General features: G+C 33.9%; 12 protein-coding genes, 1 other RNA gene and 1 pseudogene. 6 read left to right on the plus strand and 8 right to left on the minus strand.

The genetic code is table 11. From position 1 onward, the window contains the following. The first annotated feature begins 43 nt into the window (after positions 1 to 43). Positions 44 to 781 carry a tRNA pseudouridine(38-40) synthase TruA gene (gene truA / locus OOK82_RS05405; protein WP_019236842.1) on the plus strand — a complete coding sequence of 246 codons (738 nt, stop codon included), beginning with the start codon at positions 44 to 46 and terminating at the stop codon, positions 779 to 781. 1 nt (position 782) lies between these two features. Here truA and dnaN read toward each other — a convergent pair whose 3' ends face one another. The 8 genes and pseudogenes from dnaN to OOK82_RS07760 form a co-directional block, all read right to left on the minus strand. Next, a complete protein-coding gene (dnaN, locus tag OOK82_RS05410; RefSeq protein WP_010407054.1) occupies positions 783 to 1,934 on the minus strand; it encodes a DNA polymerase III subunit beta in 1,152 nt (383 codons plus the stop codon). A 96-nt stretch (positions 1,935 to 2,030) separates the two neighbouring features. Next, positions 2,031 to 2,543 (minus strand): invasion associated locus B family protein, encoded by a 513-nt coding sequence (locus OOK82_RS05415; RefSeq protein WP_064085618.1) that lies wholly within the window; start codon positions 2,541 to 2,543, stop codon positions 2,031 to 2,033. After that, positions 2,536 to 3,429: an RNA polymerase factor sigma-32 gene (locus OOK82_RS05420; protein ID WP_264704542.1), complete on the minus strand. Its 894-nt coding sequence runs from the start codon at positions 3,427 to 3,429 to the stop codon at positions 2,536 to 2,538. The genes OOK82_RS05415 and OOK82_RS05420 overlap by 8 nt, the downstream gene beginning before the upstream one ends. Before the next feature lie 283 nt (positions 3,430 to 3,712). Further along, the gene (locus tag OOK82_RS05425; RefSeq protein ID WP_264686808.1) at positions 3,713 to 4,390 is read right to left on the minus strand and encodes a P44/Msp2 family outer membrane protein; all 678 of its coding nucleotides are present in this window, start codon (positions 4,388 to 4,390) and stop codon (positions 3,713 to 3,715) included. Between the two features lie 375 nt (positions 4,391 to 4,765). Then, positions 4,766 to 5,080 (minus strand): YbaB/EbfC family nucleoid-associated protein, encoded by a 315-nt coding sequence (locus OOK82_RS05430; protein WP_007302329.1) that lies wholly within the window; start codon positions 5,078 to 5,080, stop codon positions 4,766 to 4,768. Positions 5,081 to 5,101: 21 nt separating this feature from the next. Next, positions 5,102 to 6,685, minus strand: a complete 1,584-nt coding sequence (dnaX, locus tag OOK82_RS05435; protein WP_264686807.1) for a DNA polymerase III subunit gamma/tau — start codon at positions 6,683 to 6,685, stop codon at positions 5,102 to 5,104. 16 nt (positions 6,686 to 6,701) lie between these two features. Then, positions 6,702 to 6,800: signal recognition particle sRNA small type (gene ffs, locus OOK82_RS05440), an RNA gene on the minus strand. A gap of 192 nt (positions 6,801 to 6,992) precedes the next feature. Further along, positions 6,993 to 7,909: pseudogene (locus OOK82_RS07760) on the minus strand (IS5 family transposase). A gap of 670 nt (positions 7,910 to 8,579) precedes the next feature. Between OOK82_RS07760 and OOK82_RS05455 the strand changes: the two are divergent. The 5 genes from OOK82_RS05455 to OOK82_RS05475 all read left to right on the plus strand — a co-directional run bounded on the left by OOK82_RS05455 (position 8,580) and on the right by OOK82_RS05475 (position 17,332). Further along, the gene (locus tag OOK82_RS05455; RefSeq protein ID WP_264686806.1) at positions 8,580 to 9,971 is read left to right on the plus strand and encodes an ankyrin repeat domain-containing protein; all 1,392 of its coding nucleotides are present in this window, start codon (positions 8,580 to 8,582) and stop codon (positions 9,969 to 9,971) included. A 133-nt stretch (positions 9,972 to 10,104) separates the two neighbouring features. Further along, a complete protein-coding gene (recR, locus tag OOK82_RS05460; protein WP_425384539.1) occupies positions 10,105 to 10,704 on the plus strand; it encodes a recombination mediator RecR in 600 nt (199 codons plus the stop codon). Positions 10,705 to 10,707: 3 nt separating this feature from the next. Beyond that, a complete protein-coding gene (locus tag OOK82_RS05465; RefSeq protein ID WP_264704543.1) occupies positions 10,708 to 11,928 on the plus strand; it encodes a KAP family P-loop NTPase fold protein in 1,221 nt (406 codons plus the stop codon). A gap of 158 nt (positions 11,929 to 12,086) precedes the next feature. Further along, positions 12,087 to 13,991 (plus strand): molecular chaperone HtpG, encoded by a 1,905-nt coding sequence (htpG, locus tag OOK82_RS05470; RefSeq protein ID WP_010403187.1) that lies wholly within the window; start codon positions 12,087 to 12,089, stop codon positions 13,989 to 13,991. A gap of 38 nt (positions 13,992 to 14,029) precedes the next feature. Continuing rightward, positions 14,030 to 17,332, plus strand: a complete 3,303-nt coding sequence (locus OOK82_RS05475) for an ankyrin repeat domain-containing protein (RefSeq protein ID WP_264704544.1) — start codon at positions 14,030 to 14,032, stop codon at positions 17,330 to 17,332. The last annotated feature ends 6 nt before the right edge of the window (positions 17,333 to 17,338 follow it).

The raw sequence follows: 17,338 nt of genomic DNA on the forward strand, positions 1-17,338 counted from the left end.
CGAAGAACGTTAGTTACCTAAAATTAGATAGATAGACTTTGTAGTGCGATACAAAATAACGATAGAATACAATGGTAGTGGTTTCTCTGGCTGGCAAAAGCAACAACACTCTGCTAACTCAATTCAGGAAACCATAGAAAACGCTATATTTAATTTCAGTGGCGAGAGAGTCTCTTTGCATTGTGGTGGCAGAACTGACACAGGGGTTCATGCTTTAGGGCAAGTTGCTCATTTCAATATGGAAAGGCAATTTGAGCTTTACAGAATAAGAAATGGAATAAACTATCACTTAAAAGCGATTCCTATAGTTGTGCTTAGTGCAGAAGCTGTAGATGATGCATTTCATGCACGATTTTCAGCAAAAAAAAGATATTATGAATATAGAATAATTAATCGCTACGCTCCTGCAGCTCTAGAAATCGGTTATGTGTGGCAAGTATTTAACCCACTTGACGTAAACATCATGCGTGAAGCTGCTAGACACCTGCTTGGAAAACATAATCTTTCAAGCTTTCGCTCAAAAGATTGTCAAGCTACAAATCCGGTCAGAACAATCGATGATATTGATATAGTACAAAACGGAAGTCACATATACATCAAAATATCTGCGATTTCCTTTTTACATAACCAGGTGAGGATTATTGTTGGTACTTTAGTTGAATTTGGAAAAAATAGAACTAATCCACAAGAAATGCTAAACATATTAAGTCAATGTAAAAGAAACGCCGCTGGGGTCACTGCGCCGTCTCACGGCTTATACTTAGTAAAGATAGATTACTAGCTTAAGTCCTCATTGGCATCACTATGTATAGTGCACTTGGATCATCTTCATCAGTGATAATTGTAGCGCTATTACCATCTGATAGGCTGACCTTACATTTGTTTTTTATACAAGATAAAGCATCAAGCAAATAACGAGAATTAAATCCTACTTCCATAAGAGCTCCATCGTAATCCACCTCTATAGACTCAGTCGCATCACTGCACTCTTGGGAATTTGAATGTAGAGTTAATAAATTCTCTTGCAATGAAAATTTAATTGATTTTATTTTATCGGACACAACAACGGAAACTCGGTCTATAACACTAGCAAGTTTGCTACTCTCAACAATCATTTGTTTATCTTGAGACGTTGGAATGACAGCTTTGTAATCTGGAAAAGTCCCATCTATCAATTTTGATATTAGAATATACTCACCACATGTAAATTTGATTTTTCTATCTGAAAGTTTTATATTTATCTCATTACAATCACCCAATACTTTCAACAGTTCCATGATAGTTTTACGTGGAATGATCACCCCAAATTCTCCGTTGATATCTTCAGGTTTAGGCCTTTTTATACATGATAAACGGTGGCCATCAGTTGCAACGCAGTACAGAAATTGCTCATCTGTATGCAGATATATCCCGTTTAAATTATACCTTGTATCATCCAGCGACACAGCAAACTTCGTTTTAGTCAACAAGTCTACCAAATCTGCACTTAGTAGAGTGAAATCGTATTGATGATCACCTTCTTCAAGAACAGGGAAGTTATTTGAAACTACGTTCGGTAAAGAAAAATTTGCATTTCCACAGGATATCAATAATTTTCCTTGATTATTCATTTCGAAATTGACATCCAAATTAGTTGGCAATTTTTTCACTATGTCATGTAAAGTATGTGCTGAGATTTTCACTTCTCCTTCTGCTGATACATTTGCAGTAAGTGAGGCAAATATTGAAATGTCAAGATCAGTAGCCTTCAATTTTATGCTGCCATGTTGTGCTTTGATATTTATACACGCTAAAACATCTATCGCGTTGCGCCTTTCAACCACTCCACTTACCCTGGATAGCGTATTTAAAAGGCTTGCACGACTTACACTAAAACGCATTTGTTCACACACAGAACTTTGTTCTTTGATTCCTATATCTACAATTTTTGACATATTAATTCTCAAAAATATATTTTAAATGATATTCATATTCTATGTAAAGTGATATCCATATTTTTGTCTGAGAGACAAAACAGCCTATCTTATACTTTAGTGATCAATAATTTGCTTTGTATGGCATAAGTCATGCATTTTTTGGTACGCTTTTTGAAAGCCAAGCAAGGAATAAGTATCATCAACATTTGCTGTTTTTACTTTTCCATTAACTACCATTGATAATCCCTGCTTCATTTTTAGAATCAAATCTTGGTCCATTTTTGTATCATCTGTCCACGCAAGACTTCCCTGTATTATTGGCAATTGATATTTAATTTTTTTATCGATATTGAGAACTACAGGCTCATTATTATACTGAAAGCCAGAAGTGACGCTCACCTCATCTGCTTTTTTATCAACGTAACTGACCATTACATACGGCTTGCGATCGGCTGTATAATGTTCACTTTTTTTCTTAGGATGAGATACAATATAACACACTTTTTCACCATCTTCCAATGCAGTGTACACAAGCCAATCTTTATATTTTTCCTTCAGTTGTACGTTACTAACCGATGCAAGAGTACCTATTGAAAAAAGTATTAGAAATACAAAAAGACTACGCATGTAAACCAAGTTTCAAACTCTCTGATTTTACATGTTGTTTTACCTTACTCATTGCTTGCTTAGCCAATTGTCTTATTCTTTCTCTTGAAACACAATATTTTTTGCTAAGCTCATCCAAAGTCTGAGTACTTTCAGATAAATATCTGCTAATGAAAATGTCTCTTGATCTTTCATTAAGACTTGCCAGCGCATTGCTTAAAATTGTTTCTTTTAATGCCTTTTCTTCATGATTCTGGTAAGCTACTTCTTGACTAACTAAATTACACGGAATCATATCTTGTAACTCCTTTTTAGAGTCATCACCTATTTTTATACAATTATTTAACGACTGATCCTTACAAGCCAGACGATAGCTCATCTGTACAACATCTTCTTCAGATACAGAAAGCTCATTTGATATTGCTTTTATTTCTTCTTTACTCAAAGTTTCTCTGTTTGTGTATTGTGAAATTCTTTTTTTTATTTTACGTAAACTAAAAAACAATCTCCTTTGTGCTTGCGTTGTACCTATTTTTACAAGTGACCAAGATTTTAATATAAAGTCTTTCATTGAAGCTTCAATCCACCATACTGCATAAGTTGAAAAACGAAATCCCAAGTCAGGATTGAACTTTTTCACTGCATGCATTAAACCCATATTTCCTTCCATGACCAGGTCCATCAACAATAGACCGTAATTCTTAAATTTCATTGCAATTTTTACTACCAAATTCAAATGGCTAGTAATCAACCTGTGAGCAGAAGAAATATCCTGGTATTCTTGCCAATTTTTTGCTAATCGCACTTCCTCTTCTTGGGAAAGCATAGGAAATTTTCGCACTTCAGCAATATATTGCATGAGATTAGTGCTACTATTAACACATAAATTTGCTACTGGGGTCAACATAATAACTTAAATTAAAACTCTGTACATATAATATATTGATTTTCAGTGAAAAATTCAAGCTTTAATTAAAAAAGCATAACTTTATATCTAGTTGAGATCTTAACAACAGCTACCTAAATGTAGAATTAAAATTGCCAGCGTGTAACGATAAAAACTACATTAAATAAATAATGTGTTATTCCAGTGCTCAAACACTGGAATTCACATTTCTTTTTTCTAGATCCCAGTGTCATGCTACTTGAATGACAAGAAAAACCCACTGGGATAATAAGACAAAGATAGACTAGAAACTAAACGCTACTCCAGCTTCCGCACCAACAGCGCTGTAAAGGACGTTGATCTCTTTAGTAGCTGATACTGTTTCTTTATTAAAACTAGCACCATAAGAACCAAAATAACGAGCACCAGCAAAGAGTTTGATTTCTGGAGTTACATCATAGCTAACACCAGCTTTTGCTTGATAAGCAAAACCAAATCCTTTTTGCTCTTTAACTGCATCAGCTTTTGAAGGATTGCTGATATATGCTGCACCAACACCAACACCAACGTATGGAGTGATAGGCATATCTTCAATCGCTATATCGTAATAAACGTTAACCAATCCTGAAAACGCTGTTACACTATCTGCAGCCTTGTTATCAGATACTACAGTTGCATCTTTAGTCAATTGTGAGTAAAGCCCTTCAACATCAACTCTAATGTCATCCATTTTATAACCAAATGCACCACCACCAGCTATAAAAGATCTTGTTAAGGGACTATCCTTTTCTTTACCTGTTGTATTTGTAATACCATTAACTTTTGTATAAAGAGGTAAAATTTCACCGTTGTATTGTAAACGAACATAGTAGCTAGTTTCTTCATCACTTATTGGACCAATAGGGTCTGATGAAAAAGCAGAGTTTGATAGGCTTAGCAACGTCGCTAAAGCAGCTGCCGAAAAAAACTTTTTATAATGCATAATTGCCCTCGTTAAAAAAATTAAAATTCCACTTTAGCAGTCTAAATAATAACTAAAGTTAAGTCAAGTGCTAACTTAATAACACAAAACCTTCTGTATCTTAACTAACTTTTAGGAAAATACAAAGATTTTATTAATTAATAAATAGAGTTACTCTACTTTTTTTACTCTTGATTTTTTGGTATAGCTAACATAGGTAAGATTTACTATCGAAAGACCTCGTCATTCCGCTACTTGTTAGCGGAATCTATACCGCGGCGGTATGACGTAGGGCTGTGCTAGCTATAGGTGCATTATATGAAGAAGTACTAGCGTTGGAAATATTAGAAAAAAAATACTTACACTAAAAGAAATTTCAGTAGTATAGAAATAAATTCAAAAAGGAAGTTTAAATCCAGGTGGTAACCCCATCATACCTGCAAGATCAGAGGTTGCATTTGCCATATCTTCTTCTGCTTTTTTAATGGCATCATTAAACGCTGCTGTCACTAAATCTTCTACTATGTCTTTTTCTTCATTTCTCATAAGCTCTAAGTCTATGTTTACCTTTTTAGCTTTATAGCCACCTATTTTTATAACTTCCACTAATATAGAAACTTTGCCACCACCAGAAATACCTTGAAACTCTTTTCCAATATATTTTTCTTGGGCTTCCGCAAGCTTTTTTTGCATTTCTTGCGCTTGCTTCATTATTTGACTGAAATCCACAACCTACTCCTTATTTTCTATATTAACTACCTTTGCACCTTTAAACGTATTTAATATATCCTTAACTACAGGTGCATAATTTAAATTACTCACTTCCCTATTCATATAACTCGTATCAACTATAATAACCCACTCCTGATTAGTAGCTTGATTTAAGTAACTTTTCAAGTCATTACAAAAATTACTGTTCAAGTTAGATACAGCTTTTAATTTTAAATACCCAAATTTACAATCTATTAATTTTAGATTACTACACAGTTGTTTGTAAAGATAAATTTGGTTACTTCGCCTTAATAGTTGCAAAATCTTATCAAAATCGTAATTTTGTTGTTTATTTTTCACATGGATCCCAGTGTCGCGCACTGGGATGACAGAGTGGGGTTTTTCCACATATTTTTTTGGATCCGAGTAGTCAGCTACTTGGACGACAGAGGGGGAAGGTGCAACAGGTCTGCCCTGTCTATTTCCTTGCTCTACATTCTGTGAAAGAATTTTTTTGATCACCTGTTCCGGAGAAGGCAAATCAGAAAGATAACAAAGGCTAATTAATATCATTTCAGCGGCAATTTCATTGCATGTTGAAACCTTTATATCTTGAATACCCTTAAGCAGCACCTTCCACAATCTCGAAAAAAATATTAAAGACTTTTTTGCACTCAAATCTTTTACTCTGCTCTTCTCATATTCTGTATCAATCTCTTTTGTAATTAAAAAACGGCATATTAACTGGATTGTTTGCAGTAGATCTTCAAAAATATTGAGCGGATTTGCTGTTTTTACCACATTGTCGAATACTAACAAAGCCTTCTGTAAATCACTGTCTAATACTGCTTCCAGTAGATCAAATATAACGTTTCTATCTACTAGACCAAGTATGTCTGTAACACTTTGAGTGGATATTGTACCATCTTTGCTATATAGCACTGCTTGATTCATCAAAAATAAAGCGTTACGCATTGAATTGCTACAGTGGTGCGCAATTAATTCCGATGCTTCTTTTTCAATAAAATAATTTTCTTTTTGTGCAATATCATTTAAACGCTCCATTATCTTAGCTGAAGGAATGTTATGTAAGTCAAACCTTTGACAACGTGCAATAACAGTTATTGGTATCTTTTTTATTTCTGTAGTTGCTAGAATAAACTTTACGCTAGATGGTGGTTCTTCTAGAGTTTTAAGTAATGCATTAAATGCATTACTGGATAACATGTGTACTTCATCTATAATGTAAACTTTAAATTTAGAACTTATTGGTAAATAGCAAATATCTCCCAAGATCGCTCTAACATCCTCAACACTAGTGTGACTTGCCGCATCGATTTCAACTACATCTGGATGGCTTGAATTTTTTATTGCCAGACAACTTGTACATGATCCACAAGGTTCAAAAGTTGGCCCCAATGAGCAATTCAAACATAAAGCTATTATTCTTGCAGTGGTGGTTTTACCAATTCCACTGCTACCAGAAAGCAGTATAGATTGTGGAATTTTGTTGAGAGTAAAAGCATTTTCTAGTATACGCACCAATATATCTTGACCTACTAAATCTTTAAAGCTACTAGGACGATATTTTAATGCTATGTTCATAGCCTAGAATAAAACAAATAGTACAAATAGGTATGCAACCCAAAAAGATTCTGATATGGTTGCTTCATTTCTGACCTGACCAAGTTACAGAATTTTTGCCTGCATACCTTATAAAAGGTTATACTTTTTTTTTTTTTTAGCAAGGTATATTCTATATTAGTCTTATAATTTATATGTTAGACCTTTTGCAACATTACTTTGGAGTAAACAGCTGTTACCTAAAATACTCTTCTTCTGTCATCAGAGTAGCTGATACTGGGATGGCTTTGTTGCATCACACTTTATGAGATGGTGATTTATGGTAAATTCATGTAACTATCTCAAATTTAGCCATACCAATACCAGTGAATTTGTTGAGCAAATAGCACTTAATTAGTAATTCTTTTTCACGATTTACTTCAGATTTATTCCTAAACAAATACTTGCTTCAACCTTGAGAAAAATCCTTCTATATAAGATCTTTTCCCATAATGTACTTCCTTTTTCCACTCTTTTACACCATCTTGTCCATATAATTTTATTAACCTAATAGCAGCATTTCTGTCAGACATATAATCTATTTTTGAATGTTCTGCTGCATCCTTTTTTGGTAGAACTTTTGTCTTTATATCGTATTTCTTACACAATTTATAAAGTTTTTGCCTATCGTATGCCCTATCTGCATATAATGCTTTTATTTTGTGCTGAAAATTAACTTCTTCAAGCAAATCGCAAGTGGTCAGAGTAGACGCCATTACTGTATCTTGCAGCTATAGCTTTTTTACTATTCACACTTAACATAACATGTAACTTTCTTACTTGCTCGTAGCTTCGGTACTTTCTATCTGCACTGTTTTCCTTACTGTAGCCAGGAGTGTTACTGTAAATTTGTGCTATCTATGATAATTTCAATATTTTCCATGTTGCTTTTATCAATCCTGCAATCATTTATCTTAATATTAAGTTTTTTTTGATGCTTGTGAATAGCTGCAAATTTTTTCCTATTTGTTGCAGATATCCTTTTATAAACCCGACTGTTTGTCTTAAACCAATTCTAAAGAAACTGACGATTATATGCACTAAAATCACAACTTTATCACTATAAATATAGTTGCCGCCCTGCATTTTTGGACTATTTTCATACCAATTTTCGATAGCTTCATCGATGTAACGAAAAATATTCCCCCTTTTTTCAAGGAATTTGTTATATTCGTTTTGGTTACTGACTTTCATTTTCTGTGGCATATTTTTTCTTCAACAGTTAAATGGCTGTTTTATAATGAATTTTGTCAGTAACTGCCAGTTCTTTTCACTTGAGCGATGCAACAAAGCCCACTGGGATCCAACTAAGTTGGTAAACACTTTACAACGTTTTTTGCACAAAAGGACTGGATTCTAGCGTCACGCGCTAGAATGATATCAACTTTTGAATTCCAGTTATGCAAGAAATCTATTCATTTGAAACTTGTTTGAGAAACGTAGCTATAAAAACCGCAGGTACCAGTTGGTTTTTATTAGCTAAAGTAAAGGTCAAATATCTGGAATTCTGGACATAAAATCCCCCTGTAAAAAAGATTAGAAAAAAATGCAGCGCACATATGACAGAAATTAAGTATACACTGAAGAGGATACGCTACATTTTTTATGAGTTTAATAAAAAAGGTCTGCAGACGGAGATAGATTTTTGAGCTCAATAAATATCTCTAATTGTAATTATAATTGGATTCAAAATACGCGGAAGTAATTTTTTTAGCTATAAAATAATTCTGTCTTGTAAAAGTTTAACAAGAGAACCAAAAAGTTAGTGTCATAAATATTTTTATCAAAAACTATTTTAAAAAAATTTAAATAGAGTTGAAAAATTTTAAAGATGAGATACCCTACCTGAAATGCAATCCCTGTAAAATAAAGAAATATGAAAGGTGAAATAAACACTGCAGCAAATTTTCAAGCAGAAGACCTTGAGTCTAAAAATGCTACAGATCTTGATTGTTTAGCTAACTCTCTAAATTCTTTGAATGCAAAGAGTGCTGAGATTAAAGATAAAAAGAACGATGTGCCTTTTTCCAGTAGAAGAAGCAGCTCGCATGTTTTAGAACTTTTTTCTAGTGAAAATGTTGAGATTAACATTCCAGATGAAACACCTTGTGCCACTCGGAGTGAATCAGGTATAGCTGAACTGTTTAGAGGTATAGCTGGGTTGTTTAAAGGCAGGGGTAGTATGAACATAAACCTTTATCAATCTAAAGTGAAACGTAGCTCTGCAATTGATTACAGTACTACAGAAAGTATAGGGTCACGGCTATTAAATATCTGTGAAGGAGAAGAAGAAGATATCTATTTTGACCAAGAGATTGATTCTCTATATAAAGAGGGCTGTTTGTATGATGCCTTATTGTTGCAAGATAAGAAAAATCAGGACACACCTTTACATTTGGCCATAAAAAAAAATCGTGCTGATTTTGTAAAAAAGCTTTTGTCTATTCTTAAGGAACCATACTGTTCAAATGAGTTTTACAAGCACAAATATTTTGAACGTAAGCAAGAGAATGAAAAGCCGCTTTCTAAAGTTATTAATACTAAGAACAAAGACGAAAAAGATGTAATTACTCTGGCTATTGAAGGTAATAATTCAAAATGCGTTTCAGTTCTTTTCGACTACTTAACTCGTGAACATATTAACAGAAGGAAAGATGTTGAAAGTGAGTACACACCTCTACACGAAGCTGTGCTTCTTGGCAAGAATGAAGTAATCAAAGAGCTTCTAAAATCAAGAGATATAGATACTGAATTTATGGATAAGGAATCTTACAAAGCATATAATTATGCTAATAACAAAGAGGCAATAGAATTGTTTATTAAGCACTATAGTAGTAAAATTAGTGAGTTGCGTATAAAATTAGAAGATAATAATAAAAAACTAGCGCGAATTAAGTGCGTCCTAAACAAAACAAAACTTACTTGCGTATGCTTAGCAGCCTTCGGCTCTTGTTTTAGAATGTATAAAAATTCTCATGACATAATAAATGAAGAAGTGAGTGAAGATATGTTATATTATTCTCTTGAATTGCTCTCCAACACTACAGGTCTAATATTATTTTTTAATTATTTGATCGATACAATACTTTCCAAGTATGAAGAAAAAAATTCTAGTTTGAATAAAGAATCGGACAGTTATGTGGAAGAAAGAAATATGTTGAAAAATAAATTACGTCATTTTCAAAAAAGAAGTACCGTAGTAACTACGCAAATGTGTGAGATAATTTCAGTTATACCTGAATCAGAGTTAGGTTACAGTAGATTGTGATTACATTAATTTTTTCAAGACAGTTCTAAAAAAAAGTGGGAAATCTTTTTCATAGCCAATCAAACTAAGCTTTCTTTACGAAAGGTTTGATGTTATCATTTTATAAACTATATCCTGAATTTGTTAAATGAACATTAATATAAAGAATTTAGTTCATGCTTTTTCTAAATTGCCAAGTTTAGGTCCATCATCATCACGAAGGTTAGTTATACATTTGCTCCAAAATAAAGAGAAAGTCATGCTACCGCTTGCATCTTTGATTAGAGAGCTAGCGGATCTTATAATAGAGTGCAAAATTTGTGGAAACCTAGATACTAAATCGCCGTGTTCTATTTGTACTAACCCAAAGCGTGACACCAAGTTAATGTGTGTAGTAGAAGAATTGGGTGATCTATGGGCATTTGAAAAAGGGAATATATATTCAGGTATGTATCATGTTTTGGGTGGAAGGCTATCAGCAATAAATGGCATAGGTCCAAAAGAACTGAATCTTGATAACATTCCCAAAAAAGTTACAGAATTTAAAATTGAAGAGGTCATTATTGCAATCAATCCGACATTAGAAGGCCAAGTTACTGCGCAATATATAATTGAATTGCTAAAGAATTCGAATGTAAAAATATCGCGCCTTGCTTGTGGTATACCGATAGGTGGAGAAATTGACTACCTAGATGAAGGGACTCTGAAGATAGCGCTTACGTCAAGACAAGAGTATGAGTTAAATATAAAGTAAGGTATGTGCTTAAAAAAACTTACATCGCTAATAACCTTCAGAAAAAAAGAAGAGAAACAATTGCCTAAGGTAATAAATTGGGAAGGTGATTGCTTGGGTTATAAGCAAATTGCAAGTAAATTTAGTTCTATAATCAAGACAATCGATAAGTCTTTTTCAATCGTATCCTTAGAAGGATATGATAAGTGGGGTAAGACATTTTTTTTGAAAGAATGGGTAAAGGATCTAGAGCAGCAAAATGAAATTGCAGCTTATTACAGCGCATGGGATATTAGTGCGCTAGATCAACCATTGCCTTCTTTTTTGCATTTCTTGTTTGAGGATCTATTCGCATCATACAAAGTAAAAAGGAGTGTTATACAGCAGTTCAAAAACATAAACCAAGAACTATTTTCTCTCAATACATTAGGAAAGCTGATCAGTAAATCTCCACTTGCTATGCTTTCAGTATTTCTCGATGCTGCAAAAGAGGCTGATAAGAAAGACATTGGTTTTGTCTTGGGTGAATTAAATCTTCTCCAAAGGAGAAAAGAGAACATTAGAGACTTTAAGATACAACTAGCAGATGTGGTTAATAAAATCAGGAAAGATAAAAACATTTATATAATGGTCGATGATCTTGATATATGTCGCTCTAAATTCATTGTCGATTTTTTAGAATCCATAAAGTACATGCTTGATGTCGAGGGACTGGTTTTCATTATCTCTGTTAGCCAAGATAAGAGTAATGTGCAAAGAGCAATTAGCACAATACTTGGACCAAATTTTAGCCTAAAATCTTTTACTGATCTCTCTTTGCATTTGCCAAAACAGCCAACAGAGCAGTTTATAAGAAAACTGTTTGAAAGTTCTGAATTACCGAAAAAATCAAAGAGCTTAATTATAGATAGCTTTATATTTTATGCAGAAAGCTTCTCATTATCACTGCAGGCAATACAATACTGTATAAGGAGAATAAAGCTATGTTTTTTGAACCATGCAAAAGAAGAATTACTTGATCCGAATTTATTTACATTTTTAGTAATACTACAGTCAGTAAACACTGATTTGTACGAGGAATTATATTCATCACCTCAGAAAGTACTGGAGAAGATTGAGAGTGATTTAATGCCAAATGGTCAAGAAGAATGGAAAAAGCTTAAAATCTCTCTTGAGACTACTTTTAAAAAAAAAGAATCAAAGACTAACAAATCTTTGAAGCAAATAAGAGATATTATATTCTAGCACTTTCTTCTTAATTTGCATGACACAATGGTTGTACTTATTCCAGTTTAGCATTGGAACCATAAGTTGGCCCACATAAATTTTAGCATGTGTGACCTTGAAAGATCGCAGTGCAATACTTAAATTATTAGAGTAGTAGGCTAATAATGGAGCTCAAAATGCACAACATACAAGAAACTGAAAGTTTAAAATTTGACGCTGAAGTAGGCAAAGTACTAAATATAGTAATTCATTCACTTTATACTAATAAGGATATTTTCTTGCGTGAGTTAATATCAAATGCATCAGATGCATGTGATAAATTGCGCTATGAATCACAATTAAATGCTGATTTATTAGATTCAAGTGATGAGTTGAAGATTACTATTAGCTCCAGTAAAGATAAGAATGAGCTGTATATAACCGACAATGGAATTGGCATGAACAGGCAAGATTTAATAGATAATCTTGGCACGATTGCAAGTTCTGGTACGCAAAAATTCTTGGATGCAATTAAGAATAATAAAGATTCGAGCCAAGCTGTAGAGCTGATTGGAAAGTTTGGTGTTGGTTTTTATTCAAGCTTCATGGTTGCTTCAGAAGTTATAGTAGAATCAAGGAAAGCCGGAGAAGAAGAGTCTTGGGTGTGGAAATCTAAAGGAGATGGAGAGTATTCAATCAGCAAATTAGATGGTCAAATCTCTCGTGGCACAAAAATTACGCTCATCATGCGTCCTGAAGAAAGCGAATTTTTAGACAAATTCCGTATTGAAAACATCGTTACTACTTACTCTGACCACATAAATTTTCCCGTTGAGTTTGTAAATGAAGAAGGAAAAAGTGAAAAATTAAATAGCAAAGCTGCAATTTGGACTAAGCCAAAAAATGACGTTACTCCAGAAGAGCACAACGACTTCTTCCGTGGTGTTGCACATGTGGGCGGTGAGCCTTGGATGATATTTCATAATAAAAATGAAGGTGCAATAGAGTATACGAACTTGCTTTATGTTCCTTCTATCAAGCCTTTTGATTTATTTCATCCAGATAGACGCTGCTCTGTAAAATTGTATGTAAATAAAGTGTTTATCACTGAAGATAATGTGCAGATTATACCGCAGTACTTGCGTTTTTTAAAAGGTGTGGTTGATTCACCGGATTTGCCTCTCAATATCAGCAGAGAAACACTGCAAAATAATCGTGTAGTTGAGCAGATTAGGAAATCTTTAACTAAGCGCATAATATCAGAGCTCGGCAAAAAAGCAAAAGAGAATTTAGAGGAATATACAAAATTCTGGGGCAATTTTGGTGCGGTGTTAAAAGAAGGTCTTTGCGAAGCTATGCCAACTGATGAAAGAGAAGCATTGCTTTCCATTTGCAGATTTCATAGCACCAGTGATGGTAAGCTAGTTAGCATTGATGATTATATAAGCAGAATGAAGCCTGAACAGGAACATATCTACTATCTCACAGGTAATAGTCTCGATTCAGTGAAAAACAGTCCACAACTTGAAGGATTTGTCAGTAAGGGATTGGAGGTGCTTCTATTTGTTGATCCAGTTGATGATTTCTGGACTAGCGTAATTCATGAATATAAAGATCAAAAATTTAAGTCTGTAACTCGTGCAGATGTTGATTTAGAAAAATTCTCTTCAGAAGAAGGTAAGAAAGATGAAGAAAATAAATCAGATGAAAACAAAAGCGAAGAAAACGCGGATTCTATACTCGAATACTTCACCAAGGTTCTTGGAAGCTTAGTAAAAAGTGTAAAGATCTCTAAGAAATTAACCGATAGTCCTGTGTGTCTAGCAGTTGATGAAGGAACTATGGATCTCCGTATGGAGCGTTTTTTACGTGAACAGAAGCAGCTAAATTACCGCACGCCAAAAGTACTTGAAATTAACATTAAGCATCCTTTGATAAGAAACATAATGGAATCTCACGCTGAAAATGGTGAAAATCCAACACTTGGAGATATGATTTACTTATTGTTCTATCAAGCTTGTATAGTGGAAGGTGAAGAGATGGAAGACGTAAGTCTATTTGCTAAAAGGCTCAATAACTTGCTTGGCAAAATTTCTATTTAATGCTATACTTAGTTTAGCTAATAATTAGGGGGTAAAACATGGGGTGGAATTTACTTGGTGGGCTCATGCCGCCAGCAGTAGATACTGCAGAAGAAAGGGAGCGTCGCCATTCTGGAGATTCAGGCACTGAAGAGGAGTTTGAAATTTTAGGGCGAGAAGAAATTAAGGAGCATCGTCATTCTGGAGATTCAGGCAATTGTTCAGAGGTTGAGGAAGGACAAAATACTAACAGAGCAATTGAATTGGAATTTCAGCTAACACAATCTTTGCTAAGTCAAGTAAAGGCAGGTGAGAATAATAGGAATGCAAATTCTGGCAAGCAAGCACAACTTGATTTGGAAAGAATGGATTTTGTAATTAATGGGCAAACAATAAGCAAAGCGTATGTTCACGAGTCATATTGCCAGCACAATCACTTAATTTCGAGTGAAAATGCAAATTACCGCCTGTTTGCTAAGCAAGTTTTCACAGAAATGTTTAAATATGCTAAGGCAGAAACTCCAAATGACAATATATTAGAAGAGTTAATTACTAATTGCAATCAGGCTGGGTATGATGGCTCTTTGTTAATGCAGCTCTCTCCTATATTCTCTAAGCATAAACTAAGCTTGCCTCATGCCAACGATAGAAAGATAAGTATTGTATATAATAGCCAAGGTTCTCTCAATATTCAGTATTGTCCAAGTATGCCTGTTAGAGAACTTGATACGAATAAGGAAATATGCAGGGTTGATGCTATTTTAGAGTTCACCCTTAAGTTTCGAGATAGTAAGGTAGAGTATGAAAACGGCAAAGTAACATTTGCCATTCCTGAACAATTAGAGAATTACAAAGCTGATGGCAAAAGTTTGTTAGATGAAATAAATAGGCATTTCGAAGATGAGGATAATAGAATTACAGAGACTCTTGAGAAAAATATGAATGAAGGACCTAAGTCATTTGCTGCTGAAGACTTGTCTATTACTGAGAGTTCATCTGATAGTAGTGAAGTAGCAAACAAAGTAGTTACTGATCCAGGCATTTTAGGTAATGTTGCGAATGTATTGGTAGGTGTTGCAGAAGTTACAACAGTTGTAGCAACAGAGTTATTTTGGCCTCAAGATCAGGTTAATATAGAACCAAGGCATAATGAAGAAGAATTTACCATTACCCCTAAAAATTTAACCTTTGATGGATTAATAGACGTTATAAATAAAGCAAAAAATTATGGTGATTATGCAGATTTAGATAAAACTATAAATAATATAGAGGAAAGCGATAGATTTATTACTGATTTGAATTGTGGTAATTTGAAGGATTTTTGCTCTCAACAGCTTAATTTGACTGATCATACGCACAATGTGCTGTTGAATAATAGTTATGATGAAACAAATGGTTATTATAATCATTCAGTAAAAGAGCTTTCACTACTAGCCATTGCAGCTAATGATACGCTTGTGGAAAGATATGCAGAAACGCATAAAAGTATGTTATTTACGCAAGATGAAGGGCTCGATAGGCTACTTATTGGTGTTGGTGGACAATGCTATATTAAGTTTTTATTAGAGCATTTGGATAAGCCGAATCATACTATGTTTTTGGATGGTATATGTAAAAAACTTGAAAGGGCATCTTTTGTTGGTAATCAAAAATGCGTAGAAGTGATACTAAATAGGTTTAAGAATACTGAGGCTGAAGGTAGAATTATTTTTTCATCTAAACTTTTGCACTATGCTATACACTTAGCTCCTGAAAGTAAAGCGGCAGAGGTAATTGTTAATCGTAAAGTTGTTGATATTAATAGTATAGATAATTCTGGAATTGCACCTTTGCATTATGCTGTAGCACGTGATAATTTTAAACTAATAAGCTTACTTATTGAAAATGGTGCTAATGTTGATGTTCAAGATGAGAGGCATGGCAGAACAGCTTTACATTGGGCTGCTTACCATGATAAATTTGAAATAGTAAAATTACTTGTAAACAAGGGAGCTGATTGGAACATTAAAGATAGAGATGGCAAAACAGCTTTAGATCTGGTAGGAACGAAAAGTTTATATTTGGTAAGGGAAGAAAACAGGGAAAAATCTTCTAGTGGATCAAAAATCACAAAATTTCTTGAAGGTTTAGATGATAAAACACCTTTGCATTTAAATATTAAAAAAGATCCAGAATCCAAAAATATTGATAATCAACGGCCACAAAGGAGTATTGTTGATGAAGAAGAAAATATTATGAATAATAAAAAGGTTTCAATAGAAGAAACTATAGATAATAATAATTATAGGAGGGGTAAAATGAATAGTAGTGATCAAAATATAAAAACCGTAGGGGAAATGTTGTCTGATGCTATCTTCGCTCTTAATTATGAAGGAGTAATGTCTTTAGTGGAAAAGGTAAGGAAAGAGGACAATAGTGTAGACACAAAGCAAATCTTGAATAAAGCCTTAGAAGACGCTAATAAGACGGAAGTTGGTAAGAAAGATAAAGTATCTAAAAGCAAACTCGCAGAAATTAAAATATTTCTTGAAAAAGAGTTCGAGCATGTTGCTGCATTATCAGTGAGTGGTAATATAGCTGCTACTGCAAGTAGCCAAGAAATTCCTGTAGTGGAGCGTAAAGAAAGCGAGCCGGATTCACCATCACTGAGTTCTGAAGATGATGATTTTTCTAAACTTGAAAGTGACGATTCTGCTAGAATTTCTTCAGATCCTCCTTCGTTTGATATTATTTATGAAACAGAAGTACCTGAAACTGCAGCAGAAATGCCTTCAATGGTCACTGAGGAAAAGTCTGATGATCTAAATGACGAAAAAGATAATCAAAATTTGACAATACCTACAGCTGTAGATGAGGGTACATCGCCTATTCCCGAAAGTCAATGTGGTACTGCACACAATGAAGAAGATTTTACTGTTCTACCTCAATCATCATCATTAGGTTTTGCAAATGAAAGTGTTAATACCGTAATATCAATTGATAATAACAGAAAAGAGCAAACTTCTAATAAACCCGCCAAGCATGTAGAACAAGTTGCTAACGAAAATATACAACCAAAATCAGTAGCTAATAAGCAAGCTAGTAATAGCAACAAAATTTACACAAAAGAGAATAGCGTAAAATGGCCTACTGTGGCTACATGGATGTTTGCAGTAACTGGAGTACTTTCATTAGCTGCTGCACCAGTTGCATATTTTGTTCTCGGTACTAGTTTGCTGGTAGCAGGAGTAGCGGCAGGCATTGGAGCTTTCTGTATAGTTGCTGCTATAGCTGTACATTATTATAATAAGGCACCTTCAGGTCCACTTAAAGGACCAGATGTTGAGGAGGTTGTTCGTAATGCTGCTGTAGAAGCAAGTTAAGAAATA

The organism is Wolbachia endosymbiont (group B) of Apotomis betuletana, from assembly GCF_947250475.1.
Lineage (GTDB): Bacteria > Pseudomonadota > Alphaproteobacteria > Rickettsiales > Anaplasmataceae > Wolbachia.